Source organism: Capnocytophaga canimorsus, assembly GCF_002302565.1.
GTDB classification, from domain to species: Bacteria; Bacteroidota; Bacteroidia; order Flavobacteriales; family Flavobacteriaceae; genus Capnocytophaga; species Capnocytophaga canimorsus.
The window spans coordinates 1,811,326-1,832,829 of sequence record NZ_CP022382.1 but is presented as its reverse complement, the minus strand read 5'-3'; the positions used below and the strand labels follow the sequence as shown (position 1 = coordinate 1,832,829).

Genomic DNA, 21,504 nt, shown 5'->3' with positions numbered 1-21,504 from the left:
AAGATATTATTCAAATTCTTTCCAAATCGTTTTAGAATCAAGGGTTAATGATAAAGCGAATTTCTATCGTACCCGTTTTTGAAACTCGTGTTGAAATTCGTCAAAGAGCATTATTAAATTCATACTTGATTGAATCAAATCTTTGGTTTCCAAAAGAATACTAAAATATAGTTTTGTATTCTTAGGACTGGTTTCCGTGGTACGGATACGGTCAATTTGTTTTTGAATCATATCGTTAACCTCTTTTTTAAGAGCTTTTGCCTCTTCCAAGAGCTTGTTCAAACTTGAAAAGTTTCCTTTATCAAAGGCGTTTTTGGTGCCATCAAAGAGCTCTTTTAGTTTGTCAGAGAGTCCTTTTAAATCTCTTAACTGATTGAATTTTAAGTTTTTATGGTTATTATTTACGTGTTCAAAACTACTTGCTGATATAAAGCAGATGTTTTGAATGATGTCGTGTAAATAATCCAACGTTAGGATATAAAACTTACTGGAAACCACCGAAGTATCATCTAATGATTTGATGAAGTAATAAATATTTCCTTTCAAATCATCAATTTCTTTTTCTAGTTTTTTGGCATTTTTCTTATTCTTGGTGAGTTTTCCTAGATTTTGAGTTCCTAAATTATTGATTACCTTTATGTAAAGATCACTTACACGAGAAACCGTTTCGGAAATGTATTCTGAACTTTCTTTTATAATACCATTGATAGTCACTAAATCGCTACGTTCAAAACGTCTTTTTTGGCTCTTCTCCTTTTCCTTATTTTTAAAAGCGGCAGCACTTTTCAGTAGTAAAAATCCAACTAAAAGTACCATACCAATAAGCCCAATGACATCACCAAAATACAAAATTCCTGCAACCAAAAAGGCAGAGGTAAATGCAGCACCAGCTGTTAAAAACCATCCACCGACAACGTTAAAAACTCCAGCTACACGATACACGGCACTCTCACGCCCCCAAGCTCTGTCCGCTAACGAAGTACCCATTGCCACCATAAAAGTTACGTAAGTGGTTGATAAAGGAAGTTTTAATGAAGTACCTAAAGCAATTAAGCTACTGGCAATCACTAAGTTGACCGAAGCACGTACCAAATCAAAAGCTGGAGCGGTACCATTTTTATCTTTTTGTTCTTCGGGTTTTACAAAACGAGCGTCAATTTTTTCGGATACACTTTTTGGAATTACCGCATTGGTAACTGTTGCTACGAAAACGGATATACGCACCACAAATCGGGAGAGAATGTTAGAAGAGAAACGTTCTTGTCCCTCACTTTGGCGTGAAAGATTTACCCCCGTTTCAATCACATTACGCGCTTTTTTGGAAAACCAAAGCGTTAAAACCATAATGGTTCCAGCAATGATTAACAGAATAGTGGGGGTTTGTGCCTTTCCAGCCAGAGCTGACATATTGAACTCGTGGGGTTCTAATCCTGAGGCTTGCCACATCTCGAACGATTGCCAAGCTGCAATAGGCACACCGATGAAGTTGACCAAATCATTACCTGCAAAAGCCATCGCCAAACCGAAAGTTCCTACAATAATTACAATCTTAAAAATATTGATACGCAGGTGAATGAGTACCTGTGAGAGTATGGTAAAAAACACAAGGCATACCGCTAGTAGCAAGTTGATGTTATCTTGCAGGTTATCAATCATTTCCTTAGAAATAAAGGAAACACTTTTTAATCCTTTAAAGACAATAAAATAAGTAAGGGCTGTCAGTGATAGTCCGCCGAAAATTCCTCCTGTAAATTTGATGTTTTTTTCGTATCGGAAGGAAAAAATCAGTCGTGCTAAATATTGTACAATCGTACCGACTGTGAAAGCTATGAGTACTGAAATAAAAATACTGAAAATAATTTCACGCGCTTTGGTAGTGTTTATGTATTGGAATACAGCACTTAAACTTTCTTGGTCGGTATAAACTTTTATTATTCCCACACAAAAGGCCGCCCCGAGCAATTCAAAAACGATAGAAACGGTGGTAGAGGTAGGTAACCCCAGAGAGTTAAACAAATCCAACAAAAGCACATCGGCAAGCATAACGGTCATAAAAATAACCATTATTTCATCAAAATAAAATTCTTTGGGGTTGAATATTCCGCTTCGTGCTACTTCCATCATACCGCTTGAAAAAACGGCACCAATGGCAACTCCTAAACTGGCAACTATCATTATAGTGCGTAAACTCACTGCCCGAGAGCCCACTGCCGAATTCAAAAAATTCACCGCATCGTTACTTACCCCGACAACCAAATCCAGAATTGCCAATGAGAAAAGCACGAAAAGCATAAAAATATAAACTTGTTCCATCAAAAAATAATTTTTATTAAAGCAAAAATCGTCCAATTTTTCGTACAGAATGTTACGAAATTGTTATTAAAGTTTAAAATGTATGCATTTTATTCAAAGTTGCGTGATTTTGGGTTATAAATATTCCTCAAAATTACGATGTTCTTTTTTGAGTAGTTCCTCTTTGGGTAAAGATTTGAAATAATTGTAGGTGCGTAGCATACCCTCTCGGCGACTTATACGAGGTTCCCAACCGAGAATTTCACGAGCTTTGGTAATATCGGGTTGTCGTTGAAGTGGGTCATTTTCGGGTAGTGGAAAATAAGTGATTTTGCGTTGGACCCCAGTGATTTCTAAAATTTCCTGAGCGAATTGATTGATGGAAATTTCTTCTGGATTACCAATGTTTATGGGGTACACGTAGTTGCTCATCAGCAATCGGAAAATACCTTCAATTTGGTCACTTACGTAACAAAAAGATCGGGTTTGCTCGCCATTGCCAAAAATGGTAAGGTCTTCACCTCGAAGTACTTGCCCGATAAAAGCGGGTATTACTCGTCCGTCATTGAGTCGCATACGCTCTCCGTAAGTATTGAAAATCCGCGCGATACGTGTTTCCAATCCGTAAGAGCGGTGATATGCCATAGTGATGGATTCCATAAAGCGTTTGGCTTCGTCGTACACTCCACGAGGTCCTATAGTGCTTACATTTCCGTAGTATTCCTCCGATTGCGGATGTACCAAGGGGTCACCATATACCTCAGAGGTAGAAGCAATTAGAATGCGCGCTTTTTTATTTTTTGCCAATTCTAACAGGTTATAAGTGCCAATAGACCCTACTTTTAAGGTGTGAATGGGAATTTTCAAATAATCAATAGGACTGGCAGGAGAGGCAAAATGAAGGATATAATCCAAATTACCAGGTACGTGTACGAATTTGGTTACATCATAATGCTGGAATTCAAAGTTGGCATTAGGTAAAAGATGTTCTATATTTTTGATATCCCCAGTGATTAAATTATCCATAGCGATAACATAGTATCCTTCAGCCAGACAGCGCTCACACAGATGCGAGCCTAAAAAACCAGCGCCTCCCGTAATCAATATCTTTTTCATTCCTTTATTTTTTCGTAAGAGCCAAAGGTACGGAAAACAAATTATTTTAAAACGAACTGGATATGTTTTTTATAATAAAGCTAGTGGTTGTTTTTAAATTTATCTCAAAAAAGTAAGAAAAAAATGCCCAAAATTTCGTACTTTTGCGCCTTGATAGTATCTATTTTATGTTTTTTGTAATAAATCAGTAAAAGTTAGTTAAACAATGAAATACAAATCTATTACTACGCTCTTTTTTTTATGTTTTCAGCTACTTTTTTCTCAAGAAAACATCAACACACAACTAAAAGTCAATGATATAGTAAGTCTTTTTTCTGCCAATTCGTCGCAGTGGGCTATTCCTGTTTCATCTTCCGAAAAAGTCAATTTGCAATGGCACGAACGCAAAACTTCATTCACCGAGAAGGAAGGTATCCGCACTTTTGTAGGATATGAAGGAGACTTGTTTGTGGCAACTTTGTCCATTTCAAAAGGTGGAGATAATGTATCAGGAGATTTCACTTGGAAAGAACATCAATGGAAAATAGCAACCACCAATGATGGATATATCTCTATTTTCAAAGAACATTCTGAAGGGGAATGCGGAGGTTGCCGTAACGGACATTGTGGTACGCATAATGATGATAAATCCCACCGAAATCCCTCAACTGCCAGACCAGAAAAAATTATTCGTAAAATCCCTACAGACAATGTGCTACGTGTATTTCGTTTAGCCGTATTGGTGGACAAATACTATTATGATAGATATTATAGAAACAAGGATGCTGTAAAAAGTTTTTGGAGCAGGTTAGAAACTAAACTCAATGAACACTATACAAGAGAAATTGGTATTAAATTTCAAATAGTTGATAGAGATGAATTGATTATTAGTGATGACAAAAAGGCTGTTTTTGATGGAAAACGTTCAGCTACTATTATAGATGGGGCTTCTGCTAAAATAGATGAACTTATTGGTAATTACAGTTATGATGCTGGAATTGTAATTGCAAGAAATAGTGATACTAGTATAGGTGGGTTAGCCTCCGCAGGTTCCATCAGGTCATCCAAATCAAAAGCTCGGGCAATGGCTAATAACGATATGCATATCATTACTCACGAACTCGGACATTTGTTTGGTTCAGTACATACTTTTTCAACGGGTGGGAGTTCGTCGTATCTAACTGAACCTGGTAAAGGTCAGTCTATTATGAGCTACGGGTATCCTGTTGACTTTTTTTCGTTGCCAAGCATCTATTACATTCGTAAAAAAATATTGGAAATTCAACATAAAGTTGCTGAAATACAAACGACTAATCAAGCTCCTATCATTAACACTTCAAAACTTAAAGAAGAATATACACTTCCAAAAGAAACTTTTTTCCAGTTTACAGTTGATGCAACAGACCCTGATAATGACCCCCTTTTGTATGCGTTTCATCAAGCAGATATAAATCTATCGAATGCTGAATTTGAATCTGAAAAATCTACCCATAACAATACAAAAGCATTTTATAATCATTGGCAAATAGGAAATTTTGTTAAAAAACAATATAACTTTAATTCTGGAAAAATATATACTTTTTGGTTAGGAGTGAATGACACTAAAAATACTCCTGATGAAAGAAGTAGCCACCCTACACGTTATGATATGTACGAAACAAAAGTCAAATTTGTAGAAGGGAAGCCTTTTAAAATAATGAATTTTCAGAATAAAAAGTACAAAATGGGTGAAAAAGTAACTCTTACTTGGGACGTAGACCCAAATCTTTTTCAAAATACCAAAGTGCGTATTTTACTCTCTGATGATTTTGGACAAACATTCAATCATATCTTAGTTCCTGAAACAGAAAATGACGGAAGTTGCGAAATTGTAATGCCTAATATCCCTATAGCAAGAAAAGTATATTATGAATCAGGAGGAATTCCAATATTCTATTCTGGTTTAGGACTTATTAAAATTGAAGTACTTGACCATATTGCTTTTGCTTTGACAGATAATAATGTTACTAACGGAAAAGGCGGTTTTGAGATAGAAGCCTCCGAGATAACCTTTACTAAAACGCCTACAAAATATCTTAAAGTATCTGATGAAAATAATATTCCCAATGAACCAATAGAAGCTGTATCAACTTGTACAGCTAATGGTAGTTCACCATTGACACTTAAAAAAGAGGAAGTAAAAAATGAAAATTTTATTACCAGAACTTGGATAGCTACGGATAATTGTGGTAATACGTCAAGTTTTGTTCAACATATTGAAATTGAAAGGGCTACCACGCCACCTCCACCACCAGCTGATTTGGTGTTTACAAAAACTCCTACGGCTTTTCTTTCGGTTTCTTGTGATGCTATTCCAGATGCGGATAATTCGCAGTTTGAAACCAGCGGTTGTAACTCGGTAATTATAACACACCAAGATACCCGAAAAGGAGACAACTGCAATTACACAATAGAGAGAGTTTACACCGCAACAGGTTGTAGCCAAAGTCTTATTTTTACGCAAACTATTTCTGTAAGAGATGATAAAGCTCCTACATTTAATGAATCTTTACCTGCAGATGTTTCTGTGGAAGAAAACAATATTCCAACACAAGAAACGTTAACTGCTACGGATAATTGTTCTGTTAATATTGAAGTTATCAAATCAAAAGAAGAAAGACAGGAAGGAGAAAATAAAGTAATCATTTATAAATGGGAGGCTTCCGATGAATGTGGAAATAAAGTTTTTCACGAACAGAAAGTTACCATTAAAAAATCTTCAAAACCTACACCTCCTACAGGTGGACTGCAACCACCTACAGGGACAGAGCCGACCCAAGAAATGATTGTTTACAATGGGGTTTCTACTGAGTCAGGTTCGGAGAATTACTTGAAAATTGAGCCTATCGAAAATTACAAAAATCTTCAAATTGAGATTTTTAACGAATTAGGTCAGAAAGTATATGAATCGAAAAACTACCAAAAAAATGGAGAAGTTTTCCGAGGATATGCTAATGTGAAAGGAGTTTTCCGAAAAGGCAAACGTCTTCCTACAGGGACATATTTCTATGTACTCGAATATAAAGATATTACAGGAAAATCAAACACAAAACAAGGCTATTTGTTTGTAAGATAATTGTTAAAATTCCCTTTGTAAAACTTTTACAAAGGGAGTTTTAGTTTTCAAAGAAAATTGAAAAATCTCATTCTAAAAAATATTATTTGATGAAACACTATATCTATCTCATTTTCAGTTTTATCAGTTTTGGTCAAGTGGTTTTTGCACAAGAAATGATTAAAACTTCAACAAAAGCCATTGATGTAATTCGTTTATTTTCAGCAGGAAATAAGATTGAATGGGCAGTGCCTATATCTAAAAATGAGAAAATTTTATTACAGTGGGAAGAACGACATACTTCATTTACTCAAAGTGAGGGCATTCGTTCGTTTGTGGGGTATCACGATAAAAATTTAGTAGCGGTTATTTCCATTTTGGATGGCACCATTTCGGGAAATATTCGTTGGAAAGAAAAAGAAATCGTTTTAAAAACGTCGGAAGATGGTTTTCTAATCTTGTACACCGAAAGTTCCAATCACAAATGCGGTACGTGTGCCAACGGACATTGTCACACCAATGAACCTTCCACCAAACGTCCCGTGCTTCTGTCAGATTCCGATACTTCAACACCTTCTATTCCAAATACTAACGTGCTTAGAGTCTATCGATTAGCGATGGCAATCAGTTATGAATATTTTTCGGATACAAGTATCATTGGTTTCAGTAGCAAGGTGGAAGAAGTTAAAAAATTTTGGGCAACCAAAGAAATGGAACTCAATGAGGTGTATACGCGTGATTTAGGCATCCGATTTGAAGTTGTAAAGGAAGAAAAACTAATTTCGACCCAAAGAGATGAAATTTCTGGCAGAAATGCAGATTATATCATTAACAATGCCACAAAAATAATAAATTCAAAAATAGGCGAAAAAAACTATGATTTAGGAATATACATAGCCAAAGTTACAGAAGTAGCGGGACTTGCGTATTTAGAAAACGCCTACAAAACCGAAAAGGCTGCGGCGGTGGCTTTGGTCTCTCGTCCCGTTATTATGCACGAAATAGGACATTTGTTTGGGGCAAGACATACTTTCTCCATTACTTCTCCTTCCAGACCTCAAATTGACCCTGCCAGTGATAAAACGGAAATGTCGACAGGACAATCCATAATGTCGTATGGATATCCTCGTGACTTTTTTTCGCTACGAAGCATACAAATGATTCGAGAAAAGTTAGTTAACGTACCTTATTTTTCGGACGCTAATCGAACTCAAAAAGTAGGTAATAATCCGTCAGTGACTAATTTTCCTTACGGAAAATATATTCAAAATCAACCTCCTACCATTAACAAAACGAAAATAAAAACAAGTTATAAAATTCCGAAAGAGACTTTTTTTCAGTTTTATATTCCTGCTCAAGACCCTGAAAATAAGCCTTTGTTATATGCCGCTCATCAAACGGATATTCGTCCAGAACGTCAAGCCTCAAATGCTCGTTTTTTAACACGAAAAGCCACTAGTAGTAACCCTGTTACATTTCAGACAGAATACAGTGAAAAATCTCGTAATGAGATGGCTAATACCAGACCTAATGCCGTAGGTACGTTTACCTTTTGGTTGGGAGTGAGTGATGCTCAACCTCAGCAAACCAGCGATTATATCAGCCAGTATGATATGGCTCAAACCCAAGTAATTATTGAAGAGGGAACGCCTTTTAAAATTACGTCTTCAATGAAAAACAATTATAAAGGAGGGGAAGATGTACAGCTTAATTGGAGTGTAGATAGTAAAATTTTTGATAAAAAAACTAGTAAAGTTCGAATTTTGCTTTCGGACGATTTTGGAAAAACGTTTAAATATACCTTAGTTGCTTCTACGGAAAATGATGGAAATCATACCGTAAAACTACCAAATATATCGGTAAATACCATTGCTTTTGGAGGACAAAAACCAGATGTATCAGCAGGAGTTATAAAAATAGAAGAAATTGATGGAATTGCCTATGCACTTACCACTTTCGACCCTAAAGTAGGAGGTTTTACAATTACTCGTGACCCTTCTTTACCTGAAATACTTACATTTACAAAAACTCCTGAGGCTTCAATCTCAGTTTCTTGTGAGGCTATTCCGAATGCGGATGATTCGCAATTTGAAACAAGTAGTTGTGATTTGGTAAATATCACTCATACCGATACAAAAATAAATGGAAGCTGTGCTAACACATATACTATCAAACGTGTCTATACAGCAAAGGGTTGTGACCAATCCGTTAATTTTGAGCAGACTATTTTTGTAAGAGATGATAAAGCACCTGCATTCAAAGAACCTTTGCCCACCGATATTTCTGTCAAAGAAAACAATATTCCAACACAAGTTGATTTAACCGCAACGGATAATTGCTCTGAAAATATTCAAGTTGTTAAAAGCCAAGAAGAAAGGCAAGAAAACGGAAACAAAGTAATCATCTATAAATGGGAGGTTTCCGATGAATGCGGAAATAAAGTTGCTCACGAACAGAAAGTTACTGTTATTCCGTCAGAAATCAATTTTGTGGGCGAATTACCGAAGAATTTGACAATTTCTTGCGAAAAAGAAATTCCGTCAGTTCCTATACTGCAAGTATCGGGTAATTGCAATCCGAAAGCGGTTTATAACGGAGAAACAAAATCAAACGAAAAATGCAAAAATGATTATGTACTAACACGCTCTTGGACAGCGACTAACGATTGCGGAAAATCCATTACGCATACTCAAATCATTACGATAAAAGATGAGGTAAAACCTACATTTTCAGGAACTTTACCAACTGATATTTCTGTGGAAGAAAATAAAATTCCAACACAAGTTGACTTAACGGCTACGGGTAATTGTTCTGAAGATATTCAAGTGACCAAGAGTCAAGAAGAAAGGCAAGAAAACGGGAACAAAGTAATCATTTACAAATGGGAAGCTTCCGATGAATGTGGAAATAAAGTTACTCACGAACAGAAAGTTACCATTAAAAAGTCTTCAAAACCTACACCTCCTATGGGTGGAGTACAACCACCTACAGGAATAGAACCAACGAAAGAAATGATTGTTTACAATGGTGTTTCTACTGAGTCAGGCTCTGAAAATTACTTGAAATTTGAACCTATCGAAAATTATAAAAATCTTCAAATTGAAATTTTTAACGAATTAGGTCAGAAAGTATATGAATCGAAAAACTATCAAAAAAATGGCGAAGTTTTCCGAGGATATGCCAACGTAAAAGGAGTTTTCCGAAAAGGCAAACGTCTTCCCACAGGAACCTATTTCTATGTGCTCAAATATCAAGACATTACAGGAAAATCAAATACAAAACAAGGCTATTTGTTTGTAAGATAACTACTAAAATTCCCTTTGTAAAACTTTTACAAAGAGAGTTTTGCTTTTTTCAAAGAAAATTGAAAAATCTCATTCTAAAAAAATATTGTTCGATGAAATACTATATATATCTCATTTTTAGTTTTATCAGTTTTGGGCAAGTGGCTTTTGCACAAGAAACGATTAAAACTTCAACAAAATCCATTGATGTAATTCGCTTATTTTCAGCAGGAAATAAGATAGAATGGGCAGTGCCTATATCTGAAAATGAGAAAATTTTATTGCAGTGGGAAGAACGTAACACTTCGTTTACTGAAAAGGAAGGTATCCGTACTTTTGTGGGCTACAACAATGACGAGTTCGTTGCTACACTTTCGATTTCAAAAGATCAAAAAATATTAGGTAATTTTGAATGGAAGCAAACTCAATGGGATATCAAAACCTCTGATGATGGCTATATTATCCTTTTCAGCGAAGAAAAGGGCGAAAAATGTGGACTATGTTCAGACGGAAATTGCCACGTACACCACCCAAAAACCCCGCAACAAACACCTTTTTCCCGACCAGCAACCGAAAAAAATACATATCACATACATTCCGATGAAATTTTACGTGTATATCGATTGGCAGTATTAGTGGATTGGTACTATTACAGCAGCGAAGGAAGTATAGAGGCAGTTAAAAAATATTGGAGTTCGCTAGAAGCTACACTCAATGAAATTTATATGAGAGATATAGGAATAAAGTTTGAAATTGTAAATGACGAAAAACTCATTTTTAACACAAGTGATAAACAGACTTTTGATAATAAAACCTCTCGCTATATTATTAATAATTCGACTCTTAAAATCAATCAGCTTATAGGTGCAGACAATTACGATGTGGGTATTGTTATTGCCAAATCCAGAAGTAAAAACAACGGATTAGCAGTACTTGGAGGTGCTTTTGACGCATCAAAAAAAGCAGCGGCTGTGGCTATCAAAAGTTATGCGACTATCGGTCACGAACTTGGGCATATGTTTGGTTCGTTACACACTTTTACAACAGGAGGAGATTCAACCATCAAAACTGAACCAGAGAACGGGACTTCTATAATGAGTTATGGCTCTCCTCGTGATTTCTTTTCTTTGCCGAGTATTTATTTCATTCGAAGAAGAATTTTGGGAGATGGAGCTTATTATCAAGACCGAGCCAGAACCATACTCAAAAAAGAATGGCTCAAAGGAGAAAATCCTGTTTTCGGGATAGACACTAAAAATCAAGCTCCTATAATAGATGTTTCAAAACTTGAATCAGAATATAGGCTTCCAAAGGAAACGTTTTTTCAATTCACCATTAATGCTACTGACCCTGATAATGACCCTCTTCTGTACGCCATTCATCAAGCAGATATAAAAAATGACGAAACATCTTCTGTTGCTGAATTTGTAACCGAGAAATCTTCATCTGTAAACACAAAAGCATACTATACGCATTGGGTGACAGAAAACGGATTTCTTAGAAAACAATATGATTTAAAAGTGGGAAAAGAATATACTTTTTGGTTAGGGGTAAATGATACTAAAAACACCCTTAACGAAAGAAGTAACCACGCTACTCGATACGATATGCACGAAGCTAAAGTGAAATTTGTAGAAGGAAAACCTTTCAAAATTACTAAGTTTGAAGGGAAAAAATACAAAATGGGTGAAAAGGTAACCCTTACTTGGGACGTAGACCAAACTCTTTTTCAAAATACCAAAGTACGTATATTACTCTCTGATGATTTTGGGAAAACCTTTAAGCATATCTTAGTGCCAGAAACAGAAAATGATGGAAGTTGCGAAATCGTAATGCCTAATATTGCCATAGGAAGAAAAGTTTATTATACAGACCAAAACGGAAGACCTATATTTCATTCAGGCTTAGGACTTATCAAGGTTGAAGTTCTTGACCATATCGCTTTTGCTTTGACGGATAATGATATAACAACAGGTGAGGGAGGTTTTGAGATTGAAAAATCGGTAATTACTTTAAATAATCTTCCTGAAAAATATGTTGTTGTAAATCAAGAATCTGAAATTCCTCTGAAAGCGAATGTAACAGCCACTTCTACTTGTGGTTCGAACCCTGTAACAATTGTCAATAAAGAAGAAAAAAACGGAAACATCACAACCCGAATTTGGACAGCCACAGATAATTGTAACAATCAAACAAGTTTTGTTCAATATATTGAAGTAAAACCTTTGCCAGAATCTGTACAGCCTTTACAATTTGTTGGAACACTTCCGAAAGATTTTATAACTTATTGTCATAATGCTTATACAGAAAATGAAGCTCCTCAGTTGCAGGTTATTGGCGGAAAATCTCCAAAAGTGTATCTCACGGAAAACAAACAATTGTTTGGTGACCAAAAGGGGTTTCAAATTAAAAGAGTTTGGATTGCCGTAGATGAGGTAGCCAAAACCATTTCTCACACGCAATATATAGTCGTTCGAGATATTGAAAAACCTAAACTATCAACTTATCCGCAAGATATGGTGGTTAAAAGTAGGAGTGAAGTACCACAAAGAGCAGAATTGACAGCAACCGATTGTGGCAATAAAATTGAAGTAAAATCTTCCACAGATAACAGAACCAATGGTCAAGGAAAAGAAGTGGTTATTTATAGTTGGTTGGCTACCGATTCGTACGGAAATGAAGAATACCACGAACAAACCATAACAATAGACCCTGATGCAACGCCACCTCCTCCTATTGATTTGAAATTCATTACAACACCACCTGCAAGTATTTCAGCTACTTGCAATGCTGTTCTGAGTGCTGATTATTCGCAGTTTGCAACTGATGGCTGTCCTTTTGTAAATATCACTCATACTGATACAAAAATAAACGGAAGTTGTGCTAATACGTATACTATCAAACGTCTTTATACAGCAACAGGTTGCGATCAATCCGTTAGTTTTGAACAAATTATTTCTGTAACAGATGATAAAGCTCCTACATTTTCAGGAACTTTACCAACTGATATTTCTGTGGAAGAAAATAAAGTTCCAATACAAGTTGATTTAACCGCAATGGACAATTGCTCTACTGTTCAAGTGACCAAGAGCCAAGAAGAAAAGGAAGAAAACGGGAACAAAGTAATCATTTATAAATGGGAAGCCTCTGATGAATGTGGAAATAAAGTTATTCACGAACAGAAAGTTACCATTAAAAAATCTTCAAAACCTACACCTCCTACGGGTGGAGTACAACAACCTACAGAAACGGAGCCGACTAAAGAAATGATTGTTTACAATGGAGTTTCTACCGAGTCAGGTTCGGAGAATTACTTGAAGTTTGAACCTATCGAGAATTATAAAAATCTTCAAATTGAGATTTTTAACGAATTAGGTCAGAAAGTATATGAATCGAAAAACTACCAAAAAAATGGTGAAGTTTTCCGAGGATATGCCAACGTGAAAGGCGTTTTCCGAAAAGGCAAACGTCTTCCCACAGGAACGTATTTCTATATACTCAAATATCAAAATATTACAGGAAAATCAAACACAAAACAAGGCTATTTGTTTGTAAGATAGCGTTTTAAGATTTTTAAACTTCAATTTGGTGAGATTGCTTTTTTAGGCACTCTCATCTTATTTTATGATGATAAGAGAATAGTTTTTGTTCTGAAAATATTAAAAACATTATCTTTGCTAAAATTTTTGACAGATGAAAAAACAGATAATCACATTGTTTTCCGCCTTAATTTTACTTTCTGCGTGTAAACAAAACAAACAACCTGAAGTAATTACTGTTAATAATTCCGTAGATGCTCCAAAAACAACAGTCGTTTCGGAAAATATAATCACTAAGGTTTTTACCATTGAAGGAATGAGTTGTGCAATGGGGTGTGCTGCCTCGATAGAGAAAAAGTTGAATCGATCTGAAGGAGTACAAAAAGCTGAGGTAGATTTTGAAAGTCAGAAAGCTACAGTTTCATATAATGCCTCTCAGCTTGATGAGACTCGAATAAAACAGCTTATTGAATCGGTAGGTGACGGCAAATCATATAAGGTAGTTACCAGCGAATAAAGGTTTAAAAATAGGAAATATATTATGGGTAAATTATTGATAGTCGGCTCTTTAGCTTTTGATTCCATTGAAACACCTTTCGGAAAAACCGAAAAAACGATGGGTGGAGCAGCCAATTACATCAGCATTGCGGCTTCACAATTTACTACCGAATCGGCGGTGGTTTCGGTGGTGGGGAACGATTATCCGAAAGACTTTTTAGACACACTTGAATCTCGAAATATTAACATTTCTGGCGTTGAGGTAAAGCCCAATGGGAAGACTTTTTTTTGGAGCGGAAAATATCATAACGATATGAACACCCGTGATACTACGGAAACTCAACTTAATGTATTGCTCGATTTTAAGCCGATTGTCCCTGAAGATTTTCAACAGCCCGATATATTGATGCTGGGAAATTTACATCCTTCCGTACAGCTTGAGGTGTTAAGCCAAATGACACAAACCCCAAAGTTGGTGGTACTCGACACGATGGATTATTGGATGAACCACACTTGGGATTTACTTATGCAAGTGATTAAAAGAGTGAATATCGTAACTATAAACGACCAAGAAGCACGGCAACTTTCCAAAGAGTATTCCTTAGTAAAGGCGGCTCAAAAAATTATGCAAATGGGGGTAGATTATGTGGTAATCAAAAAAGGCGAACACGGAGCGCTACTTTTTCATAACGAATCCGTATTTTTTGCTCCAGCATTGCCTTTAGAAGAAGTGTTTGACCCCACTGGAGCAGGAGATACTTTTGCTGGAGGATTGGTAGGCTACTTGGCAAAAACGGAAGATTATTCGTTTGAAAACATCAAAAATGCTGTGATTTATGGAGCGAATTTGGCTTCATTTTGTGTAGAAAAATTTGGTACCGAACGGATGCTTTCTTTAACCAAAAGCGAAATATGTAATCGCTTATTGCAATTTAAAGCCCTTACCCAATTCGAAATTGAAATTACCTAAAAACGGTTTTTGGGGGTTAGATGGGTTACTAAAATCAATTTTTGGACTTAATCCACCCATAGTGTAGTTGTTAAAATTCATTTTTTTTAATATTCCGTAGCTATTTGACTTTTATAATTTGTGAGAAAGTATTACTTTCGCCCTTTGAATAATAAAAATTAACAATACGAGATGGCTATTCTTGAAAAAATTAGAAATCGTACGGTATTTCTTATCGTAATTATTGGGCTTGCCCTTTTTGCTTTCGTAATCTCTGACGTTATAAGCTCACGAGGAGGAGGTATGAATCATCCTACCGAAATCGGAAAAGTTAATGGAAAAGAGATTTCCACGGAGAGCTTCCGTTTTCAAGTAGAAAACCTATTACGAAGTGTGGGCGGAAATGCGACCACTATGCAGGCAGTAAACCGAGTTTGGGACGAAAACGTACGTAACATCGTTTTAAATCAGCAATTTGAGAAATTAGGATTAAGTGTTGAAAAAGACCAAATCTTATCGGTACTTTCTAAAAATCAAGCAATTGCTCAAAATCCAGAATTTCAAAACGAATTTGGAGTTTTTGATGCTTCAAAATTTGTTAATTATATCGCTATGCTAAAATCAAGCAATCCTGCCTTGTATGAGCAATGGAGAATGCAAGAGGAAGGCATTGTTGAAATGGCTAAACAACAAACCTATTTCAATTTAATTCGTTCTGGACTTGGAGTAACACAAGCTGAAGCCGAAATGGCATATCATCAAGAAAATGATAAGGCTGATATTAAGTATGTTACTTTGCAATATAGTAGCATTGCCGATAGTACCATAAACGTATCGGACAAAGATATTAAAGCCTACATCAAGAAACACGAAAAGGAATTTGAACGCGAGGCATATCGAAATATTCAGTATGTGGTGGTTAATGAGATGGCTTCCGAGCAAGACAAACAAGCCATAAAAGACGAGTTGGTCGCTTTGTTACAACCTAGCATAGTTTATAATAGCCAAACCAAAAGTAACGACACCATTTCCGGATTCGCTAAAACCAATCGCATAGCAGATTTTGTAGCTAAAAATTCGCAATTACCTTACGATTCTCTTTTTGTAGGAAAATCGCAATTACCTGTGGCTTTTGCTGATACTTTGTTTGCTTTGCCTAAAGGAGCTATTTACGGACCTTATGAAGACGCGGGGTATTATAAAATATCTCGTATGATAGATAAACAAGCTAATGGTTCAGTAGAGGCAAGTCATATTTTGATTGCTTATCAAGGAAGTCAAGCCGCTAATCCTAATACGTCCTTAACTAAGGAACAAGCTAAAGCTAAAGCCGAAGAGCTTTTGGCTAAGGCCAAAGTAAAGGATGCCGATTTTGCTGCATTGGCAAGAGAGAATTCTGATGACCCAAGCGCTTCAATTCGAGGTGGAGATTTAGGCTTCTTCCAAAGAGGAATGATGGTAAAACCTTTTGAAGATTTTGCCTTTTCAAATCCTATAGGATATATGGGAGTGGTTGAAACAGACTTTGGTTTTCACGTGATTAAAATTACAAACAAAGCTGAGGCTGTAAAATTGGCAACGATAGCTCAAAAAATAGAGGCTTCCGATGCTACAACTAACGAATTATTTACCAAAGTAACTCGTTTTGAGATGGACGCTAATGAAGATGTTAAAAACTTCGGAGCAGTGGCTTCTAAATCAGAATTAAGCGTTTTACGTGCGGATAATTTGAACGCTAATGACGAATACATTATCGGGTTGGGCAATAATCGTCAAATTGTTCAATGGGCTTTCACCAAAGACACTAAAGTTGGAGAAATCAAACGTTTTCAAACTCCTACCGGATATGTGGTGGCTCAGTTAACTAAAAAAGCTGAAAAAGGGATAAGTACAACCGAAGAGGCTGCTCCTTTTGTAAAACCAATTTTAATCCGCCAGAAAAAAGCCGAACTATTAGCTGAAAAAATGAAAGGCGCTTCTTTGGAAGAAATTGCCTCTGCTAATAAAACACAAGTACAATCAGCAAATGCCCTAACGATGAATAACCCCATTATCATAGGGGTAGGGCGAGAGCCTAAAGTGGTAGGAACGGCATTTGGTCTTAAATCGGGGCAAGTATCAAAACCTATTGAGGGAGAGAATGGCGTGTATGTAGTTGAAGTTTCTTCCACTCAACCTGCAACAGCACTTTCCGAATACAAAGCTTTTGCGCAAAGTATTGAGAATTTAAGAACTGGACGTGCATCTCAAGAAGTGTATAATGCGCTACTTAAGGCATCAGACATAGAAGATAACCGAAGTAGCATCTATTAAAATAGAATTTTACAGGAATCATAAATTAGCCCAAAAAACCTTTTAGTTTTTTGGGCTAATTTTTATATTTTTAATTTGAAGTTGCTTTTAAAAACTTCAAATTTAAGGTATGTATTTTCCTGATTTTTTGCTATTTTTACACTCTCAATGCTAATATGCGTATTTTATTATGAATTTAATTAGGCTGTATGTTAAAGGAATTACACGTAGTCCGTTGCAAAAAAAGGCTTATGTACTGATTTTGCAGGAATCGGAGTCCGACATTAATTTACCGATTGTTATTGCAGAATCGGAGGCGCAATCGATAGCCTATGAACTCGAAAAGAAAAATATTCCCTTGCGCCCCTCCACTCACGATTTGTTCAAAACCTTTGCTGATACTTTCCAAATAAATATCCTTAAAGTAGTCATTAACAAGCTTAATGATGGTGTTTTCCACTCCAATTTATATTGTGATTATCAAGGTACAGAGTATGTTTTTAATTCGCGTACCAGCGATGCGGTGGCTTTGGCACTTCGCTTTGAGGCGCCCATTTACACTTTTCCAGATATTTTAGAGAAAGCAGGTATTTATATTTCCTTACAGCAAGAGGCTCGTATTCAGAAGAACACAAGCGAAGAGCAGTCTTTCAAAAGCCAATTTCAACGTCATTCGTTATCGGAGTTAAAACAAATGCTTGACGAATGTGTTGAAAATGAAGACTATGAAATGGCAGCACAAATTCGTGACGAAATTTCCAAAAGAAGTGAATAACCTCTCCAAATTCAATAACATTATGAGTATTAAACTAAAACTAACTGGTTTCTTTCTACTTTTTACCGCTTTGGTCTTTTCTCAACAATTGGAAAAAACTTGGAAATCTTTTCAACCCGACACCCTTTTGTTAGAAATCAAAGCTAATCGATTTTGTCTTGAGAATAACAGTGATGAATTGTTTAAAAAGTTAGAAGGAAAATACGAGGTCAGAAATGATTTTTTATTGTTGTTTCCCGAAAATGAAGGTTTTAATGGAATAGGCGATTTTCGTATCATACAAGTCACCGATTCTACTTTGGTTCTTTCCAAAAGAGGGAAGTTGTATCACTTTAAAACAGAAAAAACAAACGTACCCTTGGCGGTCGAAGATTCTGCTAAAATCATTCCCAATCAAGGATTTTCAGTAACTTCTCTTTGGCGAGGAGCTTTAGGTATGTTTGTACTGCTTTGTATCGCTTATCTTTTTAGTAATAATCGCCGAAAAATCAATTGGAAAACCGTCATTATAGGGCTTTCCGTGCAATTGCTTCTTGCTATAGGAGTACTTAAAGTGCCTCAGGTTCAGTATGTTTTTGAGCAAGTGGGAAGTGTATTTGTTTTGATTTTGGATTTTACTAAGGCAGGAAGCGAATTTTTGTTAGGTGGATTGATGGACTCCGACTCATACGGATTTATTTTCGTTTTCCAAGTTTTGCCTACCATTGTTTTCTTTTCCGCATTAACTTCTGTTTTATTCTACTTAGGGGTTATTCAAGTGATTGTAAGAGGTTTGGCTTGGGTACTTACTAAAATTTTAGGCATTTCGGGGGCAGAAAGTCTTTCGGTGGCTGGAAATATATTTTTAGGACAGACTGAAGCACCCCTAATGATTAAAGCCTATTTGGAAAAAATGACACGCTCCGAAATCTTATTAGTGATGATTGGAGGAATGGCAACGGTTGCTGGAGGGGTATTGGCAGCTTACATTGGCTTTTTGGGAGGAAATGATGAGGCACTTCGTTTGGTTTTTGCCAAACACTTATTAGCCGCTTCAGTAATGGCTGCTCCAGGAGCTATTGTGGTTTCAAAAATGCTGTATCCGCAGGAACAAGCCATTTCTACTGAGTCAAAAGTATCTTCGGATAATGTAGGAGCTAATATTCTGGATGCCATTGCTAACGGAACTACCGAAGGACTTAAATTGGCTGCCAATGTAGCGGCGATGCTTTTGGTTTTTGTGGCTTTTATTGCTATGATTAACTATTTTTTGGGATGGCTTGGTGATATTATTCCTGCTACCAATGGTATGGCAAGTTGGTTTGTTTCTGATGTGAGTCATCTTCAAGTAAAAACTTTTAACCAATGGATCGCTGCCGTTACGCCTTATGATAAATTTTCGTTGGAAACCATACTAGGACTCATTTTCTCGCCCTTAATGTGGATTATAGGTGTTGCCCAGCAAGATATGATGCTGATGGGGCAATTGTTAGGTATAAAATTGGCAGCTTCGGAGTTTGTTGGGTATATCCAATTAGCTGAACTTAAAAACGTAGCAAGTGGGGTGCATTTTACGTATGAAAAATCAGTGATTATGGCTACGTATATGCTTTGTGGTTTTGCTAATTTTGCTTCCATAGGTATTCAAATTGGCGGAATTGGCTCTTTGGCTCCGGGTCAGCGAAAAAATCTTTCGCAATTCGGTATGAAAGCCGTTTTGGGCGGTTCGTTAGCTTCATTGCTTTCAGCCACCATCGCTGGAATGATTATTGGATAAAAATTAGATTGAAAGATTTAAAAATTAAAAGATTAAAAAACAAAAAGCCTAAAAGGGATTTCTTAACAAACCCTAAAATCCTTTAAATCAATAACTACGAACCATTTTTTTAAACAGCTATGAAAGTATATTTAGATTTACTACAACATATTTTAGATAAAGGTTACCAGAAAGAAGACCGAACAGGCACAGGAACTATCAGTACCTTTGGCTATCAAATGCGTTTTGACCTTTCGGAAGGTTTCCCTTTGGTAACCACTAAAAAGGTGCATTTAAAGTCAATCATTCACGAACTTTTGTGGTTTTTGAAAGGAGATACCAATATTGATTATCTGACCCAAAACGGAGTGCGTATCTGGAACGAATGGGCAGATGAAAAAGGAGATTTGGGACCAATTTATGGACATCAATGGCGAAATTGGAACAATGAAGGCATTGACCAGATTAAGCAAACCATTCAAACGCTTAAAAAAAATCCTGAAAGCCGAAGAATGCTCGTTTCAGCTTGGAATCCGTCAGTTTTACCCGATTCTTCTTGCTCTTTTGCTGAAAATGTAGCTGAAGGAAAAGCCGCTTTGCCTCCTTGTCACGCTTTTTTCCAGTTTTATGTGGCCGATGGTAAGCTTTCTTGTCAATTATATCAGCGCAGTGCTGATGTTTTTTTGGGTGTGCCTTTTAATATTGCCTCTTATGCCTTGTTAACGATGATGATAGCTCAAGTTTGTGGTTATCAATACGGTGATTTTGTACATACTTTTGGCGATGTACATATTTATACCAATCACTTAGAACAGGTGCAATTACAACTCTCGCGTACGCCTCGTGCATTACCCATTATGAAAATCAATCCTCAGGTGAAAGATATTTTTGATTTTACTTTTGATGATTTTACTTTGGAAGGATACGACCCTTATCCCGCTATAAAAGGGCAAGTTTCCGTTTAAACAAACAAAAGCTGGATATGGAAGGAATTGTTTACAAATCAACAGGAAGTTGGTACACCATAAAAGATAGGAAACAAGGCGTTTTTTATCAATGTCGTATCAAAGGGAAGTTTCGTATTCGTGGTATTAGAAATACCAATCCGGTAGCTGTGGGTGATGTTGTTGATTTTGAGTTGGAAGACTCGGGCAATGGAGTGATAACCGAAATCCACCCGCGAAGTAACTATATCATTCGAAAATCTGTAAATCTTTCCAAACAAACCCATATTATTGCTGCTAATATTGACTATGCTTTTTTGATTGTTACCCTAAACAATCCGCCTACTTTTACCACTTTTATTGACCGTTTTTTGGTAACGGCTCAAGCCTATGATATTCCCGTAGTGTTGCTTTTCAATAAAATAGACACCTATAACCAAGAAGAGCTTGATGAAATTCGTTATTTGGCAGGGCTATATCGTTCCATAGGATATCAGTGTATAGGTATTTCGGCAACTGAAAATAAAAATATTGATAAAGTAAAGGCATTGATGCATAATAAAACATCAATGATTTCAGGGCATTCAGGGGTAGGAAAATCAACACTAATCAATGCTATTGCACCACAGCTAAATTTGAAAACCGCAACAATTTCTCAACAACACCAGCAGGGGCAACATACTACTACTTTTGCAGAGATGTTTGATCTTGATTTTGGAGCAAGAATTATTGATACTCCTGGTATTAAAGGTTTTGGGGTGGTAGATATGGAAAAAGAGGAAATTGGTGATTATTTCCCTGAATTTTTCGCTCTAAAACACGAGTGTAAATACAATAATTGCTTACATATTGATGAGCCGCAATGTGCTATAAAACAAGCTTTGGAAGAAGATAAAATTGCGTGGAGTCGTTACAAAAGCTATTTGCAAATTCTTCAAGGTGAAGACGATAACTACCGAACTGATATTTATGGACAATAGTTGGACGCACTGAAAAAATAAAAACAG

12 protein-coding genes are annotated in these 21,504 nt (G+C 36.3%); 10 read left to right on the top strand and 2 right to left on the bottom strand.

Going from position 1 to position 21,504, the window contains the following annotated elements; all coding sequences use genetic code 11:
* Positions 1-63: 63 nt before the first annotated feature.
* Complete coding sequence (locus CGC47_RS08100; protein ID WP_044730031.1) at positions 64-2,313, bottom strand: inorganic phosphate transporter; 2,250 nt, start codon at positions 2,311-2,313, stop codon at positions 64-66.
* Between the two features lie 114 nt (positions 2,314-2,427).
* Entirely contained in the window at positions 2,428-3,408 is a 981-nt protein-coding gene (locus tag CGC47_RS08095; protein ID WP_013996346.1) for a UDP-glucuronic acid decarboxylase family protein, read from the bottom strand.
* A gap of 205 nt (positions 3,409-3,613) precedes the next feature.
* On the opposite strand from CGC47_RS08095, the gene CGC47_RS08090 reads away from it, so the two are divergent.
* From CGC47_RS08090 to rsgA, 10 genes are all read left to right on the top strand, one after another.
* Positions 3,614-6,502: a reprolysin-like metallopeptidase gene (locus tag CGC47_RS08090; RefSeq protein WP_095900219.1), complete on the top strand. Its 2,889-nt coding sequence runs from the start codon at positions 3,614-3,616 to the stop codon at positions 6,500-6,502.
* A gap of 89 nt (positions 6,503-6,591) precedes the next feature.
* Positions 6,592-9,786: a reprolysin-like metallopeptidase gene (locus CGC47_RS08085; RefSeq protein ID WP_095900218.1), complete on the top strand. Its 3,195-nt coding sequence runs from the start codon at positions 6,592-6,594 to the stop codon at positions 9,784-9,786.
* Between the two features lie 92 nt (positions 9,787-9,878).
* Positions 9,879-13,325, top strand: a complete 3,447-nt coding sequence (locus CGC47_RS08080) for a reprolysin-like metallopeptidase (RefSeq protein ID WP_095900217.1) — start codon at positions 9,879-9,881, stop codon at positions 13,323-13,325.
* A 133-nt stretch (positions 13,326-13,458) separates the two neighbouring features.
* Positions 13,459-13,821, top strand: a complete 363-nt coding sequence (locus CGC47_RS08075) for a heavy-metal-associated domain-containing protein (RefSeq protein WP_052456119.1) — start codon at positions 13,459-13,461, stop codon at positions 13,819-13,821.
* Positions 13,822-13,845: 24 nt separating this feature from the next.
* Complete coding sequence (locus CGC47_RS08070; RefSeq protein WP_042000063.1) at positions 13,846-14,772, top strand: PfkB family carbohydrate kinase; 927 nt, start codon at positions 13,846-13,848, stop codon at positions 14,770-14,772.
* Between the two features lie 171 nt (positions 14,773-14,943).
* Positions 14,944-17,064 carry a peptidylprolyl isomerase gene (locus CGC47_RS08065; RefSeq protein ID WP_042000060.1) on the top strand — a complete coding sequence of 707 codons (2,121 nt, stop codon included), beginning with the start codon at positions 14,944-14,946 and terminating at the stop codon, positions 17,062-17,064.
* A 169-nt stretch (positions 17,065-17,233) separates the two neighbouring features.
* Positions 17,234-17,818, top strand: a complete 585-nt coding sequence (locus CGC47_RS08060; protein ID WP_042000057.1) for a bifunctional nuclease family protein — start codon at positions 17,234-17,236, stop codon at positions 17,816-17,818.
* Positions 17,819-17,840: 22 nt separating this feature from the next.
* Positions 17,841-19,574 carry a NupC/NupG family nucleoside CNT transporter gene (locus CGC47_RS08055; protein WP_042000094.1) on the top strand — a complete coding sequence of 578 codons (1,734 nt, stop codon included), beginning with the start codon at positions 17,841-17,843 and terminating at the stop codon, positions 19,572-19,574.
* A gap of 119 nt (positions 19,575-19,693) precedes the next feature.
* Positions 19,694-20,518: a thymidylate synthase gene (locus CGC47_RS08050; protein ID WP_042000055.1), complete on the top strand. Its 825-nt coding sequence runs from the start codon at positions 19,694-19,696 to the stop codon at positions 20,516-20,518.
* A gap of 17 nt (positions 20,519-20,535) precedes the next feature.
* A complete protein-coding gene (gene rsgA, locus CGC47_RS08045) occupies positions 20,536-21,477 on the top strand; it encodes a ribosome small subunit-dependent GTPase A (RefSeq protein ID WP_042000052.1) in 942 nt (313 codons plus the stop codon).
* Positions 21,478-21,504: the final 27 nt, after the last annotated feature.

What these genes read in the sequence shown, in the direction of transcription:
- CGC47_RS08100 (WP_044730031.1), bottom strand. Translation starts at nt 2,313, where the DNA reads ATGGAACAAGTTTATATTTTTATGCTTTTCGTGCTTTTCTCATTGGCA.
- CGC47_RS08095 (WP_013996346.1), bottom strand. Translation starts at nt 3,408, where the DNA reads ATGAAAAAGATATTGATTACGGGAGGCGCTGGTTTTTTAGGCTCGCAT.
- CGC47_RS08090 (WP_095900219.1), top strand. Translation starts at nt 3,614, where the DNA reads ATGAAATACAAATCTATTACTACGCTCTTTTTTTTATGTTTTCAGCTA.
- CGC47_RS08085 (WP_095900218.1), top strand. Translation starts at nt 6,592, where the DNA reads ATGAAACACTATATCTATCTCATTTTCAGTTTTATCAGTTTTGGTCAA.
- CGC47_RS08080 (WP_095900217.1), top strand. Translation starts at nt 9,879, where the DNA reads ATGAAATACTATATATATCTCATTTTTAGTTTTATCAGTTTTGGGCAA.
- CGC47_RS08075 (WP_052456119.1), top strand. Translation starts at nt 13,459, where the DNA reads ATGAAAAAACAGATAATCACATTGTTTTCCGCCTTAATTTTACTTTCT.
- CGC47_RS08070 (WP_042000063.1), top strand. Translation starts at nt 13,846, where the DNA reads ATGGGTAAATTATTGATAGTCGGCTCTTTAGCTTTTGATTCCATTGAA.
- CGC47_RS08065 (WP_042000060.1), top strand. Translation starts at nt 14,944, where the DNA reads ATGGCTATTCTTGAAAAAATTAGAAATCGTACGGTATTTCTTATCGTA.
- CGC47_RS08060 (WP_042000057.1), top strand. Translation starts at nt 17,234, where the DNA reads ATGAATTTAATTAGGCTGTATGTTAAAGGAATTACACGTAGTCCGTTG.
- CGC47_RS08055 (WP_042000094.1), top strand. Translation starts at nt 17,841, where the DNA reads ATGAGTATTAAACTAAAACTAACTGGTTTCTTTCTACTTTTTACCGCT.
- CGC47_RS08050 (WP_042000055.1), top strand. Translation starts at nt 19,694, where the DNA reads ATGAAAGTATATTTAGATTTACTACAACATATTTTAGATAAAGGTTAC.
- rsgA (WP_042000052.1), top strand. Translation starts at nt 20,536, where the DNA reads ATGGAAGGAATTGTTTACAAATCAACAGGAAGTTGGTACACCATAAAA.